General features: G+C 69.7%; 18 protein-coding genes. 9 read left to right on the top strand and 9 right to left on the bottom strand.

All coding sequences use genetic code 11. From position 1 onward, the window contains the following. Positions 1 to 79: 79 nt before the first annotated feature. Positions 80 to 1,936, bottom strand: a complete 1,857-nt coding sequence (locus ACX938_RS04450; protein ID WP_232752765.1) for an ABC-F family ATP-binding cassette domain-containing protein — start codon at positions 1,934 to 1,936, stop codon at positions 80 to 82. A gap of 235 nt (positions 1,937 to 2,171) precedes the next feature. Here ACX938_RS04450 and ndk point away from each other — a divergent pair, with 235 nt between their 5' ends. After that, entirely contained in the window at positions 2,172 to 2,594 is a 423-nt protein-coding gene (gene ndk / locus ACX938_RS04445; RefSeq protein WP_232752766.1) for a nucleoside-diphosphate kinase, read from the top strand. Positions 2,595 to 2,716: 122 nt separating this feature from the next. Here ndk and ACX938_RS04440 read toward each other — a convergent pair whose 3' ends face one another. The 4 genes from ACX938_RS04440 to ACX938_RS04425 all read right to left on the bottom strand — a co-directional run bounded on the left by ACX938_RS04440 (position 2,717) and on the right by ACX938_RS04425 (position 4,912). After that, positions 2,717 to 3,121, bottom strand: a complete 405-nt coding sequence (locus ACX938_RS04440; protein ID WP_459430136.1) for a DUF4112 domain-containing protein — start codon at positions 3,119 to 3,121, stop codon at positions 2,717 to 2,719. After that, positions 3,118 to 3,291 (bottom strand): YqaE/Pmp3 family membrane protein, encoded by a 174-nt coding sequence (locus ACX938_RS04435; RefSeq protein WP_232752769.1) that lies wholly within the window; start codon positions 3,289 to 3,291, stop codon positions 3,118 to 3,120. The genes ACX938_RS04440 and ACX938_RS04435 overlap by 4 nt, the downstream gene beginning before the upstream one ends. A gap of 89 nt (positions 3,292 to 3,380) precedes the next feature. Next, positions 3,381 to 3,722, bottom strand: coding sequence for a TfoX/Sxy family DNA transformation protein (locus ACX938_RS04430; protein WP_459430135.1), 342 nt, complete (start codon positions 3,720 to 3,722; stop codon positions 3,381 to 3,383). Next, positions 3,722 to 4,912 carry a pyridoxal phosphate-dependent aminotransferase gene (locus ACX938_RS04425; RefSeq protein ID WP_459430134.1) on the bottom strand — a complete coding sequence of 397 codons (1,191 nt, stop codon included), beginning with the start codon at positions 4,910 to 4,912 and terminating at the stop codon, positions 3,722 to 3,724. The genes ACX938_RS04430 and ACX938_RS04425 overlap by 1 nt, the downstream gene beginning before the upstream one ends. A gap of 252 nt (positions 4,913 to 5,164) precedes the next feature. Here ACX938_RS04425 and cysS point away from each other — a divergent pair, with 252 nt between their 5' ends. The 4 genes from cysS to ACX938_RS04405 all read left to right on the top strand — a co-directional run bounded on the left by cysS (position 5,165) and on the right by ACX938_RS04405 (position 10,111). Beyond that, positions 5,165 to 6,526 carry a cysteine--tRNA ligase gene (gene cysS, locus ACX938_RS04420; protein WP_459430133.1) on the top strand — a complete coding sequence of 454 codons (1,362 nt, stop codon included), beginning with the start codon at positions 5,165 to 5,167 and terminating at the stop codon, positions 6,524 to 6,526. Further along, entirely contained in the window at positions 6,523 to 7,056 is a 534-nt protein-coding gene (locus tag ACX938_RS04415) for a DUF6680 family protein (protein ID WP_459430132.1), read from the top strand. The genes cysS and ACX938_RS04415 overlap by 4 nt, the downstream gene beginning before the upstream one ends. Further along, positions 7,053 to 8,672 (top strand): citramalate synthase, encoded by a 1,620-nt coding sequence (cimA, locus tag ACX938_RS04410; protein ID WP_459430131.1) that lies wholly within the window; start codon positions 7,053 to 7,055, stop codon positions 8,670 to 8,672. The genes ACX938_RS04415 and cimA overlap by 4 nt, the downstream gene beginning before the upstream one ends. Before the next feature lie 668 nt (positions 8,673 to 9,340). Next, on the top strand, positions 9,341 to 10,111 hold the full coding sequence (locus tag ACX938_RS04405) for a squalene/phytoene synthase family protein (RefSeq protein ID WP_459430130.1): 771 nt from the start codon (positions 9,341 to 9,343) through the stop codon (positions 10,109 to 10,111). 55 nt (positions 10,112 to 10,166) lie between these two features. Here the strand turns inward: ACX938_RS04405 and ACX938_RS04400 are convergent, their stop codons facing one another. Next, positions 10,167 to 11,372: an MFS transporter gene (locus tag ACX938_RS04400; RefSeq protein WP_232752774.1), complete on the bottom strand. Its 1,206-nt coding sequence runs from the start codon at positions 11,370 to 11,372 to the stop codon at positions 10,167 to 10,169. Positions 11,373 to 11,447: 75 nt separating this feature from the next. Between ACX938_RS04400 and ACX938_RS04395 the strand changes: the two genes are divergently transcribed. The 4 genes from ACX938_RS04395 to ACX938_RS04380 all read left to right on the top strand — a co-directional run bounded on the left by ACX938_RS04395 (position 11,448) and on the right by ACX938_RS04380 (position 14,140). After that, positions 11,448 to 12,101 (top strand): precorrin-6A/cobalt-precorrin-6A reductase, encoded by a 654-nt coding sequence (locus ACX938_RS04395; protein WP_459430129.1) that lies wholly within the window; start codon positions 11,448 to 11,450, stop codon positions 12,099 to 12,101. Further along, complete coding sequence (locus ACX938_RS04390) at positions 12,074 to 12,709, top strand: DNA-3-methyladenine glycosylase family protein (protein ID WP_459430128.1); 636 nt, start codon at positions 12,074 to 12,076, stop codon at positions 12,707 to 12,709. The genes ACX938_RS04395 and ACX938_RS04390 overlap by 28 nt, the downstream gene beginning before the upstream one ends. After that, positions 12,706 to 13,371: an alpha/beta hydrolase gene (locus ACX938_RS04385; protein WP_459430127.1), complete on the top strand. Its 666-nt coding sequence runs from the start codon at positions 12,706 to 12,708 to the stop codon at positions 13,369 to 13,371. Before ACX938_RS04390 ends, ACX938_RS04385 begins: the two co-directional genes overlap by 4 nt. A gap of 184 nt (positions 13,372 to 13,555) precedes the next feature. Then, positions 13,556 to 14,140 carry an HNH endonuclease gene (locus ACX938_RS04380; protein ID WP_459430126.1) on the top strand — a complete coding sequence of 195 codons (585 nt, stop codon included), beginning with the start codon at positions 13,556 to 13,558 and terminating at the stop codon, positions 14,138 to 14,140. Here ACX938_RS04380 and ACX938_RS04375 read toward each other — a convergent pair. From ACX938_RS04375 to ACX938_RS04365, 3 genes are read right to left on the bottom strand one after another with little or no spacing between them, the layout of a single operon-like run. After that, on the bottom strand, positions 14,113 to 15,618 hold the full coding sequence (locus ACX938_RS04375) for an MFS transporter (RefSeq protein WP_459430125.1): 1,506 nt from the start codon (positions 15,616 to 15,618) through the stop codon (positions 14,113 to 14,115). The genes ACX938_RS04380 and ACX938_RS04375 overlap by 28 nt on opposite strands. Positions 15,619 to 15,640: 22 nt before the next feature. Beyond that, a complete protein-coding gene (locus ACX938_RS04370) occupies positions 15,641 to 16,192 on the bottom strand; it encodes a bactofilin family protein (protein ID WP_459430124.1) in 552 nt (183 codons plus the stop codon). Beyond that, a complete protein-coding gene (locus ACX938_RS04365; RefSeq protein WP_459430123.1) occupies positions 16,182 to 17,492 on the bottom strand; it encodes a DUF5930 domain-containing protein in 1,311 nt (436 codons plus the stop codon). The genes ACX938_RS04370 and ACX938_RS04365 overlap by 11 nt, the downstream gene beginning before the upstream one ends. Positions 17,493 to 17,625: the final 133 nt, after the last annotated feature.

Raw genomic sequence — 17,625 nt, 5'->3', positions numbered from 1 at the left:
GGGGGCGCGCGCCGATGGGGCGGCGCGCTAGGCTCATCCTGCCAAGCTCACCGGGCAGGGGCCGCCCCGCCCCCGCGCCTCAGGCGCTTTCCGCGGCCTCCAGCTTTTCCTGCGCGCTCAGCCAGAGCGCCTCGGCGCGTTCCAGCCCCTCCATGATCTCGGCGTATTTGCGGTTCCAGGTCTCCAGCTCGCCCGCCCGCGCGGTCTCGTAGAGGTCGGGGTCGGCAAGCTTGGCGGCGAGCTTCTCGCGCATCTCCTCGATCTTCTCGACCCGGGCCTCGCATTTGCGCACGTCCGAGCGCAGCGCCAGGATCGCATCGCGCGAGGGTTTCTCGGGCTTGGCCGCCCGCTGCTTGCCCGGCTTCTGCGGCTTCTGGTCCTGGCCCAGCAGGAGCTTGCGGTAGCTCTCGAGGTCGCCCTCGTAGGGCTCCACCGTGCCGCCGCCCACGAGCCAGAGCCGGTCGGCCACCAGGCTCAGCAAATGCATGTCGTGGCTGACCAGGATCACCGCGCCGGTATAGGCGTTCAGCGCCTCGATCAGCGCCTCGCGGCTCTCGATGTCGAGGTGGTTGGTCGGCTCGTCGAGGATCAGCATATGCGGCGCGTCGAGCGTCGCGAGCAGGAGCGACAGCCGCGCCTTCTGCCCGCCCGAGAGCCGGCCCACCACGGTGTCGGCCTGGGCCGCCTGCAGCCCGAAGCCCGCGAGCCTCGCGCGCAGCTTGGCCGGGGCCTCGCCCGGACGCTCGCGCCCGAGGTGTTCCAGCGGCGTCTCCTCGAGGCGCAGCTCGTCGACCTGGTGCTGGGCGAAATAGCCGATCCGCAGCTTCGAGGCGCGGGTCTGCTTGCCCTCGAACAGCGGCAGCCGGTCCGAGAGGAGCTTCGACAGCGTCGACTTGCCCTCGCCGTTCTTGCCCAGAAGCGCGATCCGGTCGTCCTGGTCGATGCGCAGGTTCAGCCGGCCCAGCACCTGGGTCTCGCCGTAGCCGGTGGCGCCGCCCTCGAGATGCACGATCGGCGGCGACAGCTCCTCGGGCGCGGGGAAGGTGAAGACCCGCCGCTCGGCATCCTCGGGCAGGGTGATGCTCTCCATCTTCTCGATCATCTTGATTCGCGACTGCGCCTGCCGGGCCTTGTCGGCCTTGTAGCGGAAGCGGTCGACATAGGACTGCAGATGCGCGCGCCGGGCCTCCTGCTTCTTGGCCGCGGCCTCGAGATGGGCGCGCTTCTCGGCGCGCTGGCGGGCGAACTGGTCGTAGGGCCCCTGGTAGAAGGTCAGCCGCTTCTCCGAGAGATGCAGGATCGCGCCGACCGCGCGGTTCAGAAGCCCGCGGTCGTGGCTGATCACGATCACCGTGTGCGGATAGCGCGCGAGGTAGCTTTCGAGCCAGAGCGCGCCTTCGAGATCGAGGTAGTTCGTCGGCTCGTCGAGCAGCAGAAGATCCGGCGCGGCAAAGAGCACGCCGGCCAGCGCCACGCGCATCCGCCAGCCGCCCGAGAAGGCCGAACAGGGCATCTGCTGCTGGTCCTCGTCGAAGCCAAGGCCTTTGAGGATGGTGGCGGCGCGGGCCTCGGCGGACCAGGCGTCGATATCGGCGAGCCGGGTCTGCACCTCGGCGATGCGGCGGCCGTCGGTGGCGGTCTCGGCCTCGGCCATGAGCGCGGCGCGCTCGCTGTCGGCGGCCAGCACGGTGTCGATCAGGCTTTCCTCGGTGGCCGGGGCCTCCTGGGCGACACCGCCGATGCGGGCGCCGCGCGGCAGCTCGATCTCGCCGCCGTCGGCGGTCAGCTCACCCCGGATCAACCGGAAGAGCGTGGTCTTGCCGGTGCCGTTGGCCCCCACGAGGCCGACCTTGTGGCCGGCGGGAATCGTCGCGGTCGCGCCCTCGAAAAGCGGGCGGCCGTCCATGGCGAAAGAAAGATCGGTCAGGCTGAGCATGCGCGGGCCTTAACAAAGGCCGCGCGGCTGGGGAAGCGGGCTTTCGCGGGGTCTTCGCGTCAGGGGGCCTTGGGGTTGGTGCGCGAGGCCCGGGCCCGCCCGCGCGCCCCTGCGCTGCGCGCCGCCGCGCGGGCGCGCGACATGTTTGCAAGCCCTCCCGCCCGTGATAAGCGCAGCCTCGATTTTTAGATTCCCGCGCGGATCCGCCGCCGGGACAGACCCCAGAGAGGCGATCATGGCTATCGAACGTACCCTGTCGATCATCAAACCCGACGCGACCAAGCGCAACCTCACCGGCAAGATCAATGCCAAGTTCGAGGAAGCGGGCCTGACCATCGTGGCGCAGAAGCGCATCCAGCTGTCCAAGGCGCAGGCCGGCACCTTCTACGCCGTGCACAAGGAGCGCCCCTTCTACGACGAGCTGTGCGAATTCATGGCCTCCGCGCCGGTCGTGGTGCAGGTGCTCGAAGGGGAAGGCGCGATCGCCAAGAACCGTGAAGTCATGGGCGCCACCAACCCCGCGGACGCCGAGCCCGGCACCATCCGCGCCGAGTTCGCCGAAAGCGTCGGCGAGAACTCGGTGCACGGCTCGGACGCCCCCGAGACCGCGGCCGAAGAGATCGCCTTCTTCTTCGCGGGCCTCGAGATCGTCGGCTGAACCAGCCGTCCGATCTTGGACCGGAGATACGAAAAGGAGCGCCCGGGTGGCGCTCCTTTTTTTGTTTTTGAGGGATCTGTGAGGGCGGGGTCTCCGACGCGGGGCGCGGCACCCTGCAAACCTCAGCGCGCCGCCTCTGGCGCCTGCGCCATCCGCGCTTCGTCGCGGCGGTCGAGGAAGTCGCGCAGGGCCCGCGCGTTGCGGGTGTTGGCCTTGTAGCCCACGTCCAGCAGGTCGCCCGCCAGCGGCACCAGGCCGATCAGCCAGTCGATGCCGAGGTTCACGCTCATCTTCAGAAGCAGCGGCCAGGGCGCGCCGAGCCGCCGCGCGGCGGCGATGATGTAGAGCGCGGGCGCCAGCGCCAGCGTGTCGCCAATGCCGGGGATCAGGCCGACGATGGAATCCCAGCCCAGCCTTATGCGCGTGCCGGGCAGGCGGAATGCGCGGTCCATCCTGTGGGCCACCGCCTCCACCCGCGCCAGGGTCGCGCGTTCGGCCTCGGGGTCGATGCGCGGCACGGGGCTCATGCGCTGCGCGGGCCGGTCCGGGCGATGATCCAGACCGCATGCACGATGCCGGGGATATAGCCCAGGATCGTCAGAAGGATGTTCAGCCAGAAGTGCTTGCCGAGGCCAACCTGCAGGAAGACGCCGAGCGGCGGCAGGATGACCGAGAGGATGATGCGGATCAGGTCCATGAGGGCCTCCGGGGGTTGCGTTCCTTTGGTTTGAAAACGCGAGGCCCGGGGCGGCGGTTCCCATGGGGCCGGGCATGGGGGCAGCGCGCCTAGCCGCGCTTGCCGCCCCGCACGCCGATCTGGTCGAGCGCCCGGGCCAGCGTCTCGGGCAGCCCGTCGGGATCGGCGGGACGCGCCGCGCGCAGCGCGTCGAAGCGGGCCCGGAGCGTTTCTTTCTCGGCGCCCCGGCAGTCGTTCCAGGGCCGCCCCATGAGCACCATGGTCAGCGCGTAATAGCCGATGAAATGCGGCCGCGTGCCGGCCCGGACCATGCGGGCATAGGCCTCGTGGGCGCCAAGCGCGCGCAGCTCCTCGGCGGTCTCGATCCCGGCGCGGGCGCATTCGGCCTCGAAGGCCGGGCCCAGGCCCTTGATCGAGGAGACCCGTGCCATCAGGCCACCGCCGCGGCCCGCGCCTCGGCGAAGCGCGCCAGCCGGGTCAACGCGGCGCGGAACTGCGCGTCGGGCACCGTCATGGCGACGCGGATATGCCCGCGCGCGGCTTCGCCGAAGCTCTCGCCCGGCATGACGGCGATCTCCTCCTCCTCGAGGAGCGCCGAGGCGAAGCCCTCGCCCGAGAGCCCCGTCGGCCGCACGTCGAGCATCAGGTACATCGCCCCCTCGGGCGGCAGGAGCCTGAGCCCCGGCGTGCCCTCCAGGATCTCGCGGGCGATCTCGCGGCGGCGCGCGAAGGGCGCGGCGATCCCGCGCTCGAACGCCGGCCCGGCCTCGAGCGCCGTCAGCGCCGCCTTCTGGATGAAGCCCGCCACGCCGTAGGTCGTGACCGTGGCCAGGTCGATCAGATGCGAGATGGCCCGCGCGGGCCCGGCGATCCAGCCGATCCGCGAGCCGGTCATGGCGAAGGATTTGGACATCGAGCCCACGACCAGCGTGCGCTCGGCCATGCCGGGCAGGGCGCGCGGGCTGAGATGGGCGCCTTGCCAGACCTGGGTGTCATAGACCTCGTCCGAGATCATCCAGAGGTCGCGGGCGCGGGCCACCTCGGCGAGCCCCTCCAGCACGGCCTCGGGATAGACCCGCCCGGTCGGGTTGTTGGGCGTGTTGATCAGGAGCGACCGTGCATCGTGGTCCCGGGCGGCCCGGACGACGGCCTCGGGCTCGGGCAGGAAGCCGCGGGCAGGATCGGTCGGCACCCGCACCGCCCGGGCCGAGGCGGCGCGGATCGTGCCGGGGTAGGTGGCGTAATGCGGATCGAGGTAGAGCGCCGCGTCGCCCGGCGCGCAGGCCAGGAGATGCGCGGCGAAAAGCGCCGATTGCCCGCCCGGGGTGACCAGCACGTTCTCGGGCCCGGTGGGCACGCCGCTCTGGTCGGCGAGGCGCCGGGCGATGGCCGTGCGCAGCGCGTCATGGCCGGGCACCATGGCATAGCCCGTGTGCCCGCCACGCGCCGCGGCATCCATCGCATCGAGGATCGCGGGATCGGTCGGCACGTCATGCTCGCCGATGGTCAGCTCGATCACCGGGCGCCCCGCGGCGACCATCTCGCGGGCCCTGAGGAACAGCTCCCAGCCGTCCGAGCCGGAGGCGTTCATCTCGGCGATGCGGGGCGCGATGGGCGGCATGGGCGATCCTTCTCTGCGGCGGGCTGGTGGCGGGCCTGGCGTCGGGGCGGAGCTTGCCCAAGCCGCGGGCCGGGCACAACAGGCTTGCCAAGCCCCCGGCGAAGGTCTACCGAAGCGCCATGACGCAAGCGGCAACCATCATTATCTGCTGCATTTCCTGCTGATCCATCGGCGGGCCGTCTTTTCGTTCCTTTCGCAAAACGAAGCTGCTAGAGCCCGCCTCCGAGGAGACGCCCGAGGCTTGAGGCACGCATGGACCTGACTTTCCACAACACCCGCACCCGCACGAAGGAACCCTTCGTCCCGATCGACCCGAAGAACGTGCGCATGTATGTCTGCGGGCCGACGGTCTACGACCGGGCGCATCTCGGCAATGCCCGCCCGGTGGTGGTCTTCGACGTGCTCTACCGGCTCCTGCGCCATGTCTACGGCGCCGAGCATGTGACCTACGTGCGGAACTTCACCGACGTCGACGACAAGATCAACGCCCGCGCCCAGGAGAGCGGCCGCGAGATCGGCGCGATCACCGGGGAGACGATCGGCTGGTATCTCGAGGACATGGGCGCGCTTGGTGCGCTCGAGCCGACTCATGCGCCACGAGCCACGCAATATGTCCGGCAGATGGTGGCGATGATCGAGGACCTGATCGCCAAGGGCCATGCCTACGAGGCCGAGGGCCATGTGCTCTTTGCCGTGGAGAGCTACGCGCAATACGGCAAGCTCTCGGGCCGCTCGGTCGACGACATGATCGCCGGCGCCCGGGTCGAGGTGGCGCCCTACAAGAAGAACCCGATGGATTTCGTGCTCTGGAAGCCCTCCGAGGAGGGGCTGCCGGGCTGGGACAGCCCCTGGGGCCGCGGCCGCCCCGGCTGGCACATCGAGTGCTCGGCCATGGCCGGCGCGCTTCTGGGCGAGAGCTTCGACATCCACGGCGGCGGCAACGACCTGATGTTTCCGCACCACGAGAACGAGATCGCGCAATCCGCCTGCGCCCACCCCGAGGGCCATTTCGCCAACGTCTGGCTGCACAACGAGATGCTGCAGGTCGAAGGCAAGAAGATGTCGAAATCGCTCGGCAATTTCTTCACCGTGCGGGATCTGCTCGACGAGGGCATCCCGGGCGAGGTGGTGCGGTTCGTGCTGCTCTCGGCGCATTACCGCAAGCCGATGGACTGGACCGCGCAGAAGCGGCGGGAGGCGGAGGCGACGCTTCGGAAGTGGCGCGCTTTGACCGACAGCGTGACCGCGGGGCCCGTGCCCGAGGCGGTTCTGGCCGCGCTCGCCGAGGACCTGAACACCGCCGGTGCCATCGCCGAGCTGCACAAGCTGGCCGCCGCGGGCGACGCGGGCGGTCTGAAGGCCGGGGCCGGTCTTCTGGGCCTGCTCGATCCCGCGCTTGGCGGCTGGGACAGCGCCGGCGTGGACTTCTCGTCCTGGGAAGCCCGGCTGGCCGAGGCCCGCGCGGCCGCCATGCAGACCAAGGACTTCTCCGAGGTCGACCGGCTCAAGGCCCAGCTCAAGGAAGCCGGCGTCGAGGTCCGCATGTCCAAGGCGGGCGTCGAGCTGCTGCCCGGCGCGGAATTCGACGCGGGCAAGCTGGAGGCCGTCAAATGAGCGCTGAATTCTGGATCACAACACTAGCAATTGTGATGGGGCCCATCTGCGCTGTTCTAATTGCTCAATATTTTCAGAACCGAAAAGAAAAGCGGGAAAGAAAGCTGAATGTCTATAGGTCGTTGATGGCCGCTCGAAAGACTGCGCTTAGTCCCCAACGTGTAGAGGCGCTCAACCTTGTAGACGTCGAGTTTGCTGGCTCATCTCAAGTCCTCGCAGCACTTAATGAGTTAATGCAGGTCTACAATAGCGAAAGTCGATGGAAATCTGCAGATCAGAGCGTGAGGCTTAAGGCTATCCAAGACGCAGAAGACAAAACTGCGGATCTACTTCAGGCAATGGGCAAAGAGCTTGGGTTTTCTTTTGAGGCTCTGCAATTGCTTCGCAGCGGCTACCGTCCCGAGGCGTTCAATATTATCGAGGGCCAGCAGCACGATGCACGGGAATTCTTGGCATCGTTGAATAGAGGCACACGTGCTTTGCCGATCATCGTCGTGCCACCGAAGGTCCCCGAGGAGAGCTCAGAATGAAGAAAGAAAAGCTCTACCTCTTCGACACCACCCTGCGCGACGGGCAGCAGACCCAGGGCGTGCAGTTCTCCACGCCCGAGAAGCAGAAGATCGCAGCGGCGCTCGACGGGCTCGGGCTCGACTACATCGAAGGCGGCTGGCCCGGGGCGAACCCCACGGATTCGGCCTTCTTCGAGGTCGCGGAGAGCGCCCATGCGACCATGACCGCCTTCGGCATGACCAAGCGCGCGGGCCGCTCGGCGGCCAATGACGACGTGCTGGCGGCGGTCCTGAACGCCCGCACGCCGGCCGTCTGCCTGGTCGGCAAGAGCCATGTCTACCACGTCGAGGCGGCGCTCGGGATCAGCCGCGAGGAGAACCTCGAGAACATCCGCGCCTCCTTCGCCCATGTGGTCGCCGAGGGCCGCGAGGCGATCTTCGACGCCGAGCATTTCTTCGACGGTTATGCCGCGGACCCGGGCTATGCCCGCGCCTGCCTCGAGGCCGCGCTCGAGGGCGGGGCCCGCTGGGTGGTGCTTTGCGACACCAATGGCGGCACCCTGCCGGTGGTCATCGGAGAGGTGGTCTCGGAGCTGATCGCCACCGGCATCCCCGGCGACAGGCTGGGCATCCACACCCACAACGACACCGGCATGGCCGAGGCCGGGGCGCTGGCCGCCGTCGACGCCGGCGCGCGGCAGATCCAGGGCACGCTGAACGGGCTGGGCGAGCGCTGCGGCAATGCCAACCTCGTCTCGCTCCTGCCGACGCTCCTGATGAAGGAGCCCTATGCCAGCCGCTTCGAGACCGGGGTCAGCCGCGAGGCGCTGACCGGGCTCACCCGGATCAGCCGGATGCTCGACGACGTGCTGAACCGGGTGCCGATGAAGCAGCTGCCCTATGTGGGCGCCTCGGCCTTTGCGCATAAGGCGGGGCTGCATGCCTCGGCGGTGGTCAAGGCGCCGGACCTCTACGAGCATGTCGCGCCCGAGAGCGTCGGCAATGCCCGGGTGGTGCCGATGTCGAACCAGGCCGGGCGGTCGAACCTCAAGCGGCGGCTCTCCGAGGCCGGGCTCGAGGTGGCGGGCGACGATCCCGCGCTGGGGCGCATCCTCGACCGGGTCAAGGCGCGCGAGGACCAGGGCTATGCCTATGACACCGCGCAGGGCTCCTTCGAGATGCTCGCCCGCGAGGAGCTGGGCCTGATGCCCGACTTCTTCGAGGTCAAGCGCTACCGGGTCACCGTCGAGCGCCGCAAGAACAAGCGCAACGAGATGGTGTCGCTGTCCGAGGCGGTTGTGGTGGTGAAGATCGACGGCGAGAAGAAGCTCTCGGTCAGCGAGTCGATGGACGAGCTGGGCTCGGACCGGGGGCCACTGAATGCGCTGGCCAAGGCGTTGGCCAAGGACCTCGGGCCCTACCAGTCGGTGATCGAGGACATGCGGCTCATCGACTACAAGGTGCGGATCACCCAGGGCGGCACCGAGGCGGTGACCCGCGTGGTGATCGACAGCGAGGACGGCGAGGGCCGGCGCTGGTCGACCGTGGGGGTCTCGGCGAATATCGTCGACGCCTCCTTCGAGGCGCTGCTCGACGCGGTGCGCTGGAAGCTCGCGCGGGACGTCGTGCAGGGGTAGGGAGGTTCTTTGGGGACAGAGGTTGTCCCCTCTTGCGCCCGAACAGCACCGAAGGTGCCGGGCGCGCGCCGGACCGGCCCTATGGGCCGGCGCTTCTTGGGGTGGCGAGCTTAGTTCGTCGCTAGTCCTGACCTTGTTGGGATAAAGTGCGCAGCTCGGAGGTCGGAAGCGCCGTCCCCCGGTCCGGCGCGCGCCCTCGCTGGGAGGGGGGAGCACCGCTCCAACGTTGCCTTCAGAGCATGTCTCCAGCCTCGGTTCACAACACGCCGATCATGCCCGCCAACCCCCATGCGACGACGCCAGGGTCGGCGACCCCTTTGAACCACACCGCGCAGTTCCCCACGCAACATCTCCGTTCCATTCCCCCCCCTTGCGCCCGAATAGCATCAAAGATGCCGGGCGCGCGCCGGACCGGCCCCTTGGGCCGGCGCTCCTTGGGATGTTGTGCTTAGCCCGACGCTAGTCCTGACCTTGTTGGGATAAAGTGCGCAGCTCGGAGTGCAGCCGCGCCGGCCCCCGGTCCGGCGCGCGCCCTCTCTGAGAGGGGGGGGAGGACGGCGGACCGACCGTTGGGCTTCCACCATCCCCCGCGCCAAATCGCCCCGTCCCACCGCGCGCCCCACGCAAACCCCCTTTTCGCCGGGCGCCCGCGGGGCTAGGTGCCCCGCATGGACTTCGATGACGATCTCACGGCCTGCGCCCAGGCGGTCGAAAAGGGCGATCCGCCGCGCTTCCGGGCGGTCATGGCGGCGCCAGTCGCCGCGCGCCGGGTGCTCTTCCCGATCTATGCCTTCAACCTCGAGGTCGCCCGGGCGCCCTGGGTGACCTCGGAGCCGATGATCGGCGAGATGCGGCTGCAATGGTGGCGCGACGCCCTGGCCGAGATCGAGGCCGGCGGCGTGGTGCGGCGTCACGACGTGGTCACGCCCTTGGCGCTGGCGCTCGGGCCGGGGCTGGCGGAGCGGCTCGACCGGCTGGTCGGTGCGCGGCGCTGGGATCTCTACCCCGAGCCCTTCGAGGACCGCGAGCATTTCGACCGCTACATCGAGGAGACCGGCGGCCTCCTGCTTCTCGCCGCGGCGCGCAGCCTCGGCGAGGTCGACGAAACAGCCGCGCTCGGGGCGGGCTATGCGGCAGGGCTCGCGGCCTTCCTGCGCGCGGTGCCGGAGCTGCGCGCGAAGAACCGCCAGCCGCTGCTGTCCGAGGAGCACGGGCAACTCGCCGAGCTGGCCGAGCAGGGCCTCAAGCGTCTCGCCGAGGCGCGGCGGGCCAAGGTCTCGAAACCGGCGCGCCCGGCGTTCCTCGCGACCTGGGAGGCCGAGCCGGTGCTGAAGACGGTGCGGAAGGACCCCGCGGCGGTCCTCGAGGGGCGGCTGGAGCCGAACCCCGCGAAAAGCGCCGCGCGGCTGGCTTACCTGAAAGCGCTCGGGCGGTTCTGAAGGCCCGGGCCGGGGCGCAAAGCAGCGCCCCTCCCGCGAACCGAGGCCCTTAGCCTCACTCCGCCGCCTGCGTGCGCGGCCGCAGCGTCCGCCACAAGAGCGCCCCGCCCGCCAGCGCCAGGAGCGGCAGCATCGCCAGGTTCACCGCCGCCCAGCCGGCGCCGACGCTGCCGCCCGAGCAGTTCATCAGCCCGCCCGAGGCCAGCGAGGCCACCGCCACGCCGCCGAAGACGATCACGTCGTTCAGACCCTGGACGCGGCCGCGCTCCTCGGGGCGGTGGGCGCCCGCCAGCAGCGTCGTCGCGCCGATGAAGCCAAAGTTCCAGCCGACACCCAGAAGCACCAGCGCCAGGTAGAAATTGCCGAGCTCCATGCCCGCCAGCGCCACGATGCCCGCGCCCGCGAGGATCGCGAGGCCGAGCCCGATGACCTTCTCGACCCCGAAGCGCGCGATCACATGGCCGGTGAAGAAGGAGGGCACATACATCGCCAAGACATGCGCCGAGACGATGTTGGCGGCATCGGACTGGGCGAAGCCGCAGCCCACCACCGCGAGCGGCGTCGAGGTCATCACCAGGTTCATCAGCGCGTAGGAGACCATGGCGCAGATGATCGCCACGGCGATGCGCGGGGTGCGCAGCAGCTCGCCCCGGCTGCGCCCGGCGGGGGTCTCGGCGCTCGGGGCAGCGGGCTTGGGGATGTCGAGGAAGGCAAAAAGCCCCGCGCCCAGCACGTTCACCGCGATCACCGCGCCATAGGTGCCGAGGAAGGGCACCACGAAGGCCTCGGAGGTCAGCTTGACGATCTGCGGCCCGATCAGCGCCGAAATCAGCCCGCCCGCCAGCACGTAGGAGATGGCCTTGGGCCGGAAGGCCTCGGAGGCGGTGTCGGCGGCGGCGAAGCGGTAGAAGTTATGCGCGGCGAAATAGATCCCGGTCATGAAGGAGCCGAGCAGGAACAGCGGGAAGGAGGCGAACCAGAGCCCCGCGGCCCCGATCACCCCACCCAGCGCGCCGCCGGTGGCGCCGACGAAGAAGCCCGCCCGGCGACCGTGGCTCTGCATGAAGCTCGCCAGCGGCGAGGCCGAGACCATCGAGCCGATGATGATCAGCGAGATCGGCAGCGTCGCGAAGCAGGGGTTGCCCGCGAGCGACTGGCCGGCCAGCCCGCCGACGATGAAAATCATGGGCATCTGCGCGCCCAGGATCGCTTGGGCCGCGACGAGGACGGCGACGTTTTTCTTGGCGCGCTGATCGGTCATGCGGCATTGCTATCCCTCGCGCGGGGCGGCGGCAAGGCGTGGTCTTTGCGGCCTCAGGGGGATATGTCTTGCGCCATGAGGCAGGCCGTCGGGATCGTCACGGGCAGCGCGGAGGCGCGGGCGCTTCTGGCGCAGCTGCCGGAGGCCCGTGCGCTTTCGCCCGGGGCGCGACTGCCCGAGGATCTGACGGCGGTGATCGACGCCCGCCACCCCTGCGACCGCGCGGGCCACTGGGCGCTCTGGCGCGCTGCCCGCGCCCGGAGGCTGCCGCTTCTGCGGCTCGAGCGGCCGGGCTATGTTCCGCGCCCCGGGGCGCGCTGGCTCCGCGTCCGCGACATGGCCCGGGCGCTGCATCATCTGCCGCAGGGCGCCCGGGTCTTCGCCACCACCGGGGGCGAGGATTACGCGACGCTCGCGCGCTGGCCGGGCCATCTGATCCTGCGCCGGCGCGGCGGGGCAGGGGGCCGCCCCCCGGTCCGGGGCGCGCGGGTCCTGACCGCGCCCGGCCCCTTCGACATCGCCGGAGAGCGGGCGCTGATGCAGCGGCTCGGCGTCACCCATCTCATCACCCGCGACGCCGGCGGCAGCGGGAGCTGGCCCAAGATCGAGGCCGCCCGCCGCCTCGGCGTCACGGTCATCCTGATGTCCCGCGGCCCGGCGCCCCCGGGCCCCCGCGCAAGAACCCCCGAGGAGGCGCTTTCATGGCTGAGATCGGCCGCATCATCCTGACCGACGCCTGCGTCGCCGAGGGCGCGGCCTGGCTTGCCGAGGCCGAGCCGCGCTTTGCCCGCGCCATGGCGGCGACCGGGCCCCTGCCGCTGAGGCGCACACCCGACGGCTTCGGCCAGCTTCTGAACGCCATCGTCAGCCAGCAGGTCTCGGTCGCCTCGGCGCGGGCGATCCGGGGCCGGCTCGAGGCGGCAGGCTTCACCGAGGAGGCGGCGATCCGCGCGGTCTCGGAAGAGACACTGCGCGAGCACGGGTTGTCGCGGCAGAAGGCGCGCTACGCCAAGGCGCTGGCCGAGGCGCGGATCGACTACGCCGCCCTGCGCGAGACGCCCACCCAGGAGGTCGTCGCGACGCTGACCGAGGTGAAGGGCATCGGCGTCTGGACCGCCGAGATCTACGCGATGTTCGCGCTTGGCCGGGCGGATGTCTTCGCGCCCGGCGACCTGGCGCTACAGGAGGCCGCGCGGGTCCTCTTCGAGCTGCCCGAGCGCCCGCGCGAGAAGCCCCTGCGCGAGATGGCCCGCGCCTGGTCGCCCTGGCGATCGGTTGCAGCCCGGGCGCTCTGGGCCTACTACCACGTGGCAAAGGATCGAGAGGGCATCGCATGACGCGCGTATTGCAAGCCGGACGCAAGGAGCCCAAATCGGGCGAAACCCGCTCCGTCGTGGTCTTCCTGCATGGCTATGGCGCCAATGGCGCGGACCTTCTGGGCCTTGCCGATCCCCTGGCCGAACACCTGCCCGACACGCTATTCGTGGCGCCCGACGCGCCCGAGGCCTGCGCCGGGGCGCCCTTCGGCTTCCAGTGGTTCCCGATCCCCTGGATCGACGGCTCCAGCCAGGAGGACAGCGAAGAGGGCATGCGCGCCGCGGCCCAGGACCTCGACGCCTTCCTCGACAGCCTGATGGTCGACGAGGACGTCATGCCCGAGCAGGTGGCGCTTTTCGGCTTCTCGCAGGGCACCATGATGAGCCTGCAGGTGGCGCCTCGGCGCGAGGATGCGCTGGCGGGCATCGCGGGCTTCTCGGGGCGGCTTCTGAACCCCGAGCTCCTGGTCGACGAGGTGGTGTCCCGCCCGCCGGTGCTGCTGGTCCATGGCGACCAGGACGACGTGGTGCCGCCGCAAAGCCTGCCCGAGGCCGCCGAGGCCCTGCAGAAGGCCGGCTGGACCGACGTCTACGCCCATGTGATGAAGGGCACCGCTCATGGCATCGACCCCGAGGGCCTGGGCGTGGCGCTGGCCTTCCTGCGCGACAAATGCGGCTTCTGATCCCGCGCTGAGGTCTCTGCCTGTTACGCAGGCGTTACCGACTCGCCTTACTTGTCCACAGCGACACCGTATATTGCGAGGCTTGCCAGGTGGCGAACGCGATATATAGTGGAGATGTGGCTGGGGCGGGGCGTCCCGCCCTGGTGCTTGAGACGAGCAGACAGGGCGAAGGACGACTCCGCAGATGGACGGCGATTTCAGAACCAGCTTCGTACGGGAACCGGGGAGCCTCAGGCAGCATCCCGCGCTCGTGCTCAACGCGGATTACAGGCCGCTCTCCTATTACCCATTGAGCCTCTGGCCCTGGCAGGAGGCGGTGAAGGCGGCCTTCCTCGACCGGGTGGACATCATCGCCGAATACGACGAGGTCGTCCGAAGCCCCTCGATGAGCCTCAGGATCCCCAGCGTCGTCGTCCTCAAGGATTTCGTCAAACCCCAGAAGCGCGTGGCCTTCACGCGCTTCAATCTTTTTCTGAGGGACGAATTCCGCTGCCAATACTGCGGATCGAAGGGCGATCTGACCTTCGACCACGTTGTGCCGCGCGCCTCGGGCGGGATCACCAGCTGGGAAAACGTCGTCGCGGCCTGCGCGCCCTGCAACCTGCGCAAGGGCTCGAAGAGCCTGCGCCGCTCGGGCCTGACGCTGCGCAAGCCGCCGCGCCAGCCCGGCGCGGAGGGGCTGCGCAACATGGGCCGGAAGTTCCCGCCGAACCACCTGCACGACAGCTGGATCGATTTCCTCTACTGGGACGCCGAGCTCGAGGCCTGAGGTTTCAGCCCCAGCCAGGCCACCAGGGCGCTCGCGGCCGACAGGACCGCGGCGGCCCAGGCGACCGCCTGGAAGCCCGCGTTGGTGGCGCTCACGTGGCCCGCGCCGCTGCTCGCGGCGGCAAAGCTCTCGGTTCCGCCGGAGAGCGCATAGACCGCCCCGGCCAGGGCCCCGGCCAGCGCCACGGCGATCAGCCCCGCGACCCGCGTCACCGCGTTGTTGATGCCCGAGGCGATGCCGGTCTCGCCCTCGGCCACCGCCCCCATGACCGCCGTCGAGAGCGGCGCCACCACCAGCGCCATGCCGAGCCCCGCCAGCGCCATGCAGGGCAGCACGACGCGCCAGAACTCCTGCAGCGGCACCGTCAGCGCCAGTGCGCCATAGGCCAGGGCCACCAGCGCCGAGCCCGCCGCGATCGGCAGGCGCGGGCCGATCCGGTCGGCCAGCCGCCCAACCCAGGGCGAGAGCGTCGAGATGAAGACCGAGAGCGGCGCGAAGGCCAGAGCGGCGGTCAGCGGGCTGATGCCCCAGGTCGCGATCAGCGTCATCGGCAGGTAGAAGAGCATCGCCGTCAGCGCGAAATACAGGAAGAACGACAGAAGGTTGGCCGCCGCGAAGACGCGGTTGGCGAAGAGCCCCAGCGGCACCATGGGCGCGCGCACCCGGGCCTGGGAATAAAGAAAGCCCGCGAAGATGACCGCCCCAGCGCCGGCGAGATCCCAGCGCAGCCGCCCGCCGTGGCCCGCGCCTTCGCCGCCCGAGAGCCCCCAGGCGATCAGCAAGAGCCCCAGCGTCGCGAGGCCCGCGCCGAGGACGTCGAGCGGGCGGTCCTCCTGGGTGCGCCCGCCCGAGGCGAAGCGCCAGAGCAGCCAGAGCGCCAGCCCCCCGAGCGGCAGGTTCACCGCGAAGATCCAGCGCCAGGCGGCATCGCCGAAGGTGTCGAGCGCCAGCCCGCCGACCACCGGCCCGAGCGCGGTGGTCAGCGCCGAGGCGGCGGCCCAGGTGCCGATCGCCTGGCCGCGCTCCTCGCGCGGGTAGGCCTGGCTGATCAGCGCCAGCGAGCCCGGCACCATGAGCGCCGCGCCGATGCCCTGGATCGCCCGCGCGCCGATCAGCAGCTCGGGGCTCGGCGCCAATGCGCAGACCATGGAAGCCAGGACGAAGACCGCGATGCCCAGGCCGAAGACCCGCGCCACCCCGAAGCGGTCGCCGAGCGCGCCGCCCAAAAGGATCAGCGCCGAGAGCGTCAGCAGGTAGGCATTGCCGATCCACTGCGCCTCGACCAGCGAGGCTTCGAGCGTGGCGCGCATCGCGGGCAGGGCGATGGCCACCACGCTGCCGTCGATGAAGCCCAGGGCCGAGGCCAGGATCGCCGCGGCCAGCAGGTATTTCCGCGCCGCCGCCGTGCAGAGGGCGGAATCGAAAACGGGCCCCCGCGTGGCGGAGGCCCGTCCGTCATCTGTCCCGGTGTCCGTCATGGCGCGGACACCCCGGGGCGCATCAGCTGGTCTGCTGCGCGGGCTTCTGCGCCGGCGCGGCGGCTTGCGACTGGCCGCCCGAAGCCTGGCCCTGCGCGGCGGCGGGCTTGCCCTTGTTGGTCGACAGCGGGTCGTCCTGGCGCTGCACCGAGCCTTCGAAATGGGCGCCGCTCTCGATCGCGATGGTCTTGTGGATGATGTCGCCCTCGACGCGGGCGGTGGCGGTCAGGCGGACCTTCAGGCCGCGCACGCGGCCGACGATCCGGCCGTTGATCACCACGTCGTCGGCGATGACCTCGCCCTTGATGGTGGCGCTCTCGCCGATGGTCAGCAGATGCGCGCGGATGTCGCCCTCGACGGTGCCCTCGACCTGGATGTCGCCCGAGGTCTTGAGGTTGCCCTCGACGTGCAGATCGGCCGAAAGGATCGAGGCCGGCGGCTTGGCCTTGGGCGCGGAGGGCTTGAAGTCCGACTTGTAGTCCGGGGCGGCGGGCTTGGCGCTATCAGAGGCGGACGACGGTTTCGGCTCGTCCGCCTTCGGTGCGGGGTCGTTGATCTTGCTCTTAGAAAACATCGTTCGCAGCCTTGATATAGGTCATGGGATTCACGGGCTTACCGCCGACGCGCACCTCGTAATGCAGATGGGTGCCGGTCGAACGTCCGGTATTCCCCATAGCAGCAATCTGCTGCCCGCGCGAGACCCTTTGACCCACCTTGACCAGGAGCTTGGAATTATGGGCGTAGCGGGTCTCGATCCCGAACTCGTGCTTGATCTTCACCAGGCGGCCGTATCCCGACTGCCAGCCGGCATGCACCACGGTGCCGTCGGCGGTGGCATAGATCGGCGTCCCATGCGGCGCGGCGAAGTCGGTGCCGGCGTGCAACCGGCCCCAGCGGTAGCCGAAACCCGAGGTGAAGCGGAAGGGATCGCGCAGCGGCGAGGCGAAGGGCGCCTTCTGCGCGGCGATCCGGTAGAGGTTCAGCCGGTCCATCTGGTTGAGGATGCGGTTGGCGCGTTCGGCATCGGCGCCCAGATCCTCACCGCGGGTCGAGAAGGACAGCGGCGTCAGCGGGCCGCCCTGGCCGGAATAGCCGCGGCGCACCTGGCTGATGATCTGGTCGGGGTCCATGCCCGCGGCCTCGAACATCTTGTCGAGCGGCTTGACCGAGACGGTCATCGCCTCTTCGAGCTGGCGGAAGATCATGTCGTTCTTCTCTTCCATCAGCCGGATCTCGGTGCGCATCTCGTCGGCGCGCACGAAGGCGTCCTCGGCGTCGGCGACCACCTGGTCGCGCTCGGCGGCGGTGCGCGACAGCGCGTCGGTCAGAAGCGCCACGGTCTCGTTCTCGCCGGAGCCCGAGGCGGGCAGGCCGCCCTCGGCCTCGAGATCGCCCTTCAGCGCGGCGTATTGCTCGCGGGCGGCCTCGCGCTCCTTCATGGTCTTGCCGAGGGTCGATTGCACCACGTCGAGCCCGGTCTCCAGCTCGCGCACCTTGTTCTGCGCGGCCAGCAGTTCGGACTGCATCATCGAGACCTCGTCGAGCGCGGCGTTGAAGCGCTCCTGCGCGGCCACGGCCTCGGCGGCGCGGGCGTCGCGTTCCTCGGAGAGCGCGTTCAACCGTTGCTGATAAGTCACCTGATCGCGCAGAGCCTGATCGCGGAAGTTTCCAGCGCCGATCGAATCCATCAGAAGAACGGCAGTGGCGATGATCGTCCATCCGACCACCACGGTCCCGCCCAGCGTTGCGATGGCCTGGGTTTCCGGTCTCAGCCGGATGAAGCGGGTATCCGTGTCGGATTTCAGAAACAGTCGACGTTCAGGAAAGTACCGCTCCAGCGTCGAGTGGAGCTTGATGACAAGCTGCGTCCGCAAGTGTCCGTGTCCTCTTCCCGTCCCAATCACGGCGCTCGTTTCCCCTCACGGCACCTTGAGGCAAGGGGTTACAAAGACATTTCCGATAGCGCAACTTTTTCGGGCTTTGGAGCTGGCCAGACGGGCGGTTTCA

The organism is Roseivivax sp. (genome assembly GCF_054552075.1).
Note: the sequence above shows the minus strand (reverse complement) of the source record. Positions and strands in the feature narration are given on the sequence as shown.

Bases quoted from the DNA above. Each gene is read 5' to 3' on its own strand.
- ACX938_RS04400 (WP_232752774.1), bottom strand. From the start codon at position 11,372: ATGACCGATCAGCGCGCCAAGAAAAACGTCGCCGTCCTCGTCGCGGCC.
- cimA (WP_459430131.1), top strand. From the start codon at position 7,053: ATGAAGAAAGAAAAGCTCTACCTCTTCGACACCACCCTGCGCGACGGG.
- ACX938_RS04375 (WP_459430125.1), bottom strand. From the start codon at position 15,618: ATGACGGACACCGGGACAGATGACGGACGGGCCTCCGCCACGCGGGGG.
- ACX938_RS04430 (WP_459430135.1), bottom strand. From the start codon at position 3,722: ATGGCACGGGTCTCCTCGATCAAGGGCCTGGGCCCGGCCTTCGAGGCC.
- ACX938_RS04380 (WP_459430126.1), top strand. From the start codon at position 13,556: ATGGACGGCGATTTCAGAACCAGCTTCGTACGGGAACCGGGGAGCCTC.
- ACX938_RS04450 (WP_232752765.1), bottom strand. From the start codon at position 1,936: ATGCTCAGCCTGACCGATCTTTCTTTCGCCATGGACGGCCGCCCGCTT.
- ACX938_RS04435 (WP_232752769.1), bottom strand. From the start codon at position 3,291: ATGGACCTGATCCGCATCATCCTCTCGGTCATCCTGCCGCCGCTCGGC.
- ACX938_RS04425 (WP_459430134.1), bottom strand. From the start codon at position 4,912: ATGCCGCCCATCGCGCCCCGCATCGCCGAGATGAACGCCTCCGGCTCG.
- ACX938_RS04370 (WP_459430124.1), bottom strand. From the start codon at position 16,192: ATGTTTTCTAAGAGCAAGATCAACGACCCCGCACCGAAGGCGGACGAG.
- ACX938_RS04415 (WP_459430132.1), top strand. From the start codon at position 6,523: ATGAGCGCTGAATTCTGGATCACAACACTAGCAATTGTGATGGGGCCC.
- ACX938_RS04395 (WP_459430129.1), top strand. From the start codon at position 11,448: ATGAGGCAGGCCGTCGGGATCGTCACGGGCAGCGCGGAGGCGCGGGCG.
- ACX938_RS04385 (WP_459430127.1), top strand. From the start codon at position 12,706: ATGACGCGCGTATTGCAAGCCGGACGCAAGGAGCCCAAATCGGGCGAA.
- ACX938_RS04440 (WP_459430136.1), bottom strand. From the start codon at position 3,121: ATGAGCCCCGTGCCGCGCATCGACCCCGAGGCCGAACGCGCGACCCTG.
- ndk (WP_232752766.1), top strand. From the start codon at position 2,172: ATGGCTATCGAACGTACCCTGTCGATCATCAAACCCGACGCGACCAAG.
- cysS (WP_459430133.1), top strand. From the start codon at position 5,165: ATGGACCTGACTTTCCACAACACCCGCACCCGCACGAAGGAACCCTTC.
- ACX938_RS04390 (WP_459430128.1), top strand. From the start codon at position 12,074: ATGGCTGAGATCGGCCGCATCATCCTGACCGACGCCTGCGTCGCCGAG.
- ACX938_RS04405 (WP_459430130.1), top strand. From the start codon at position 9,341: ATGGACTTCGATGACGATCTCACGGCCTGCGCCCAGGCGGTCGAAAAG.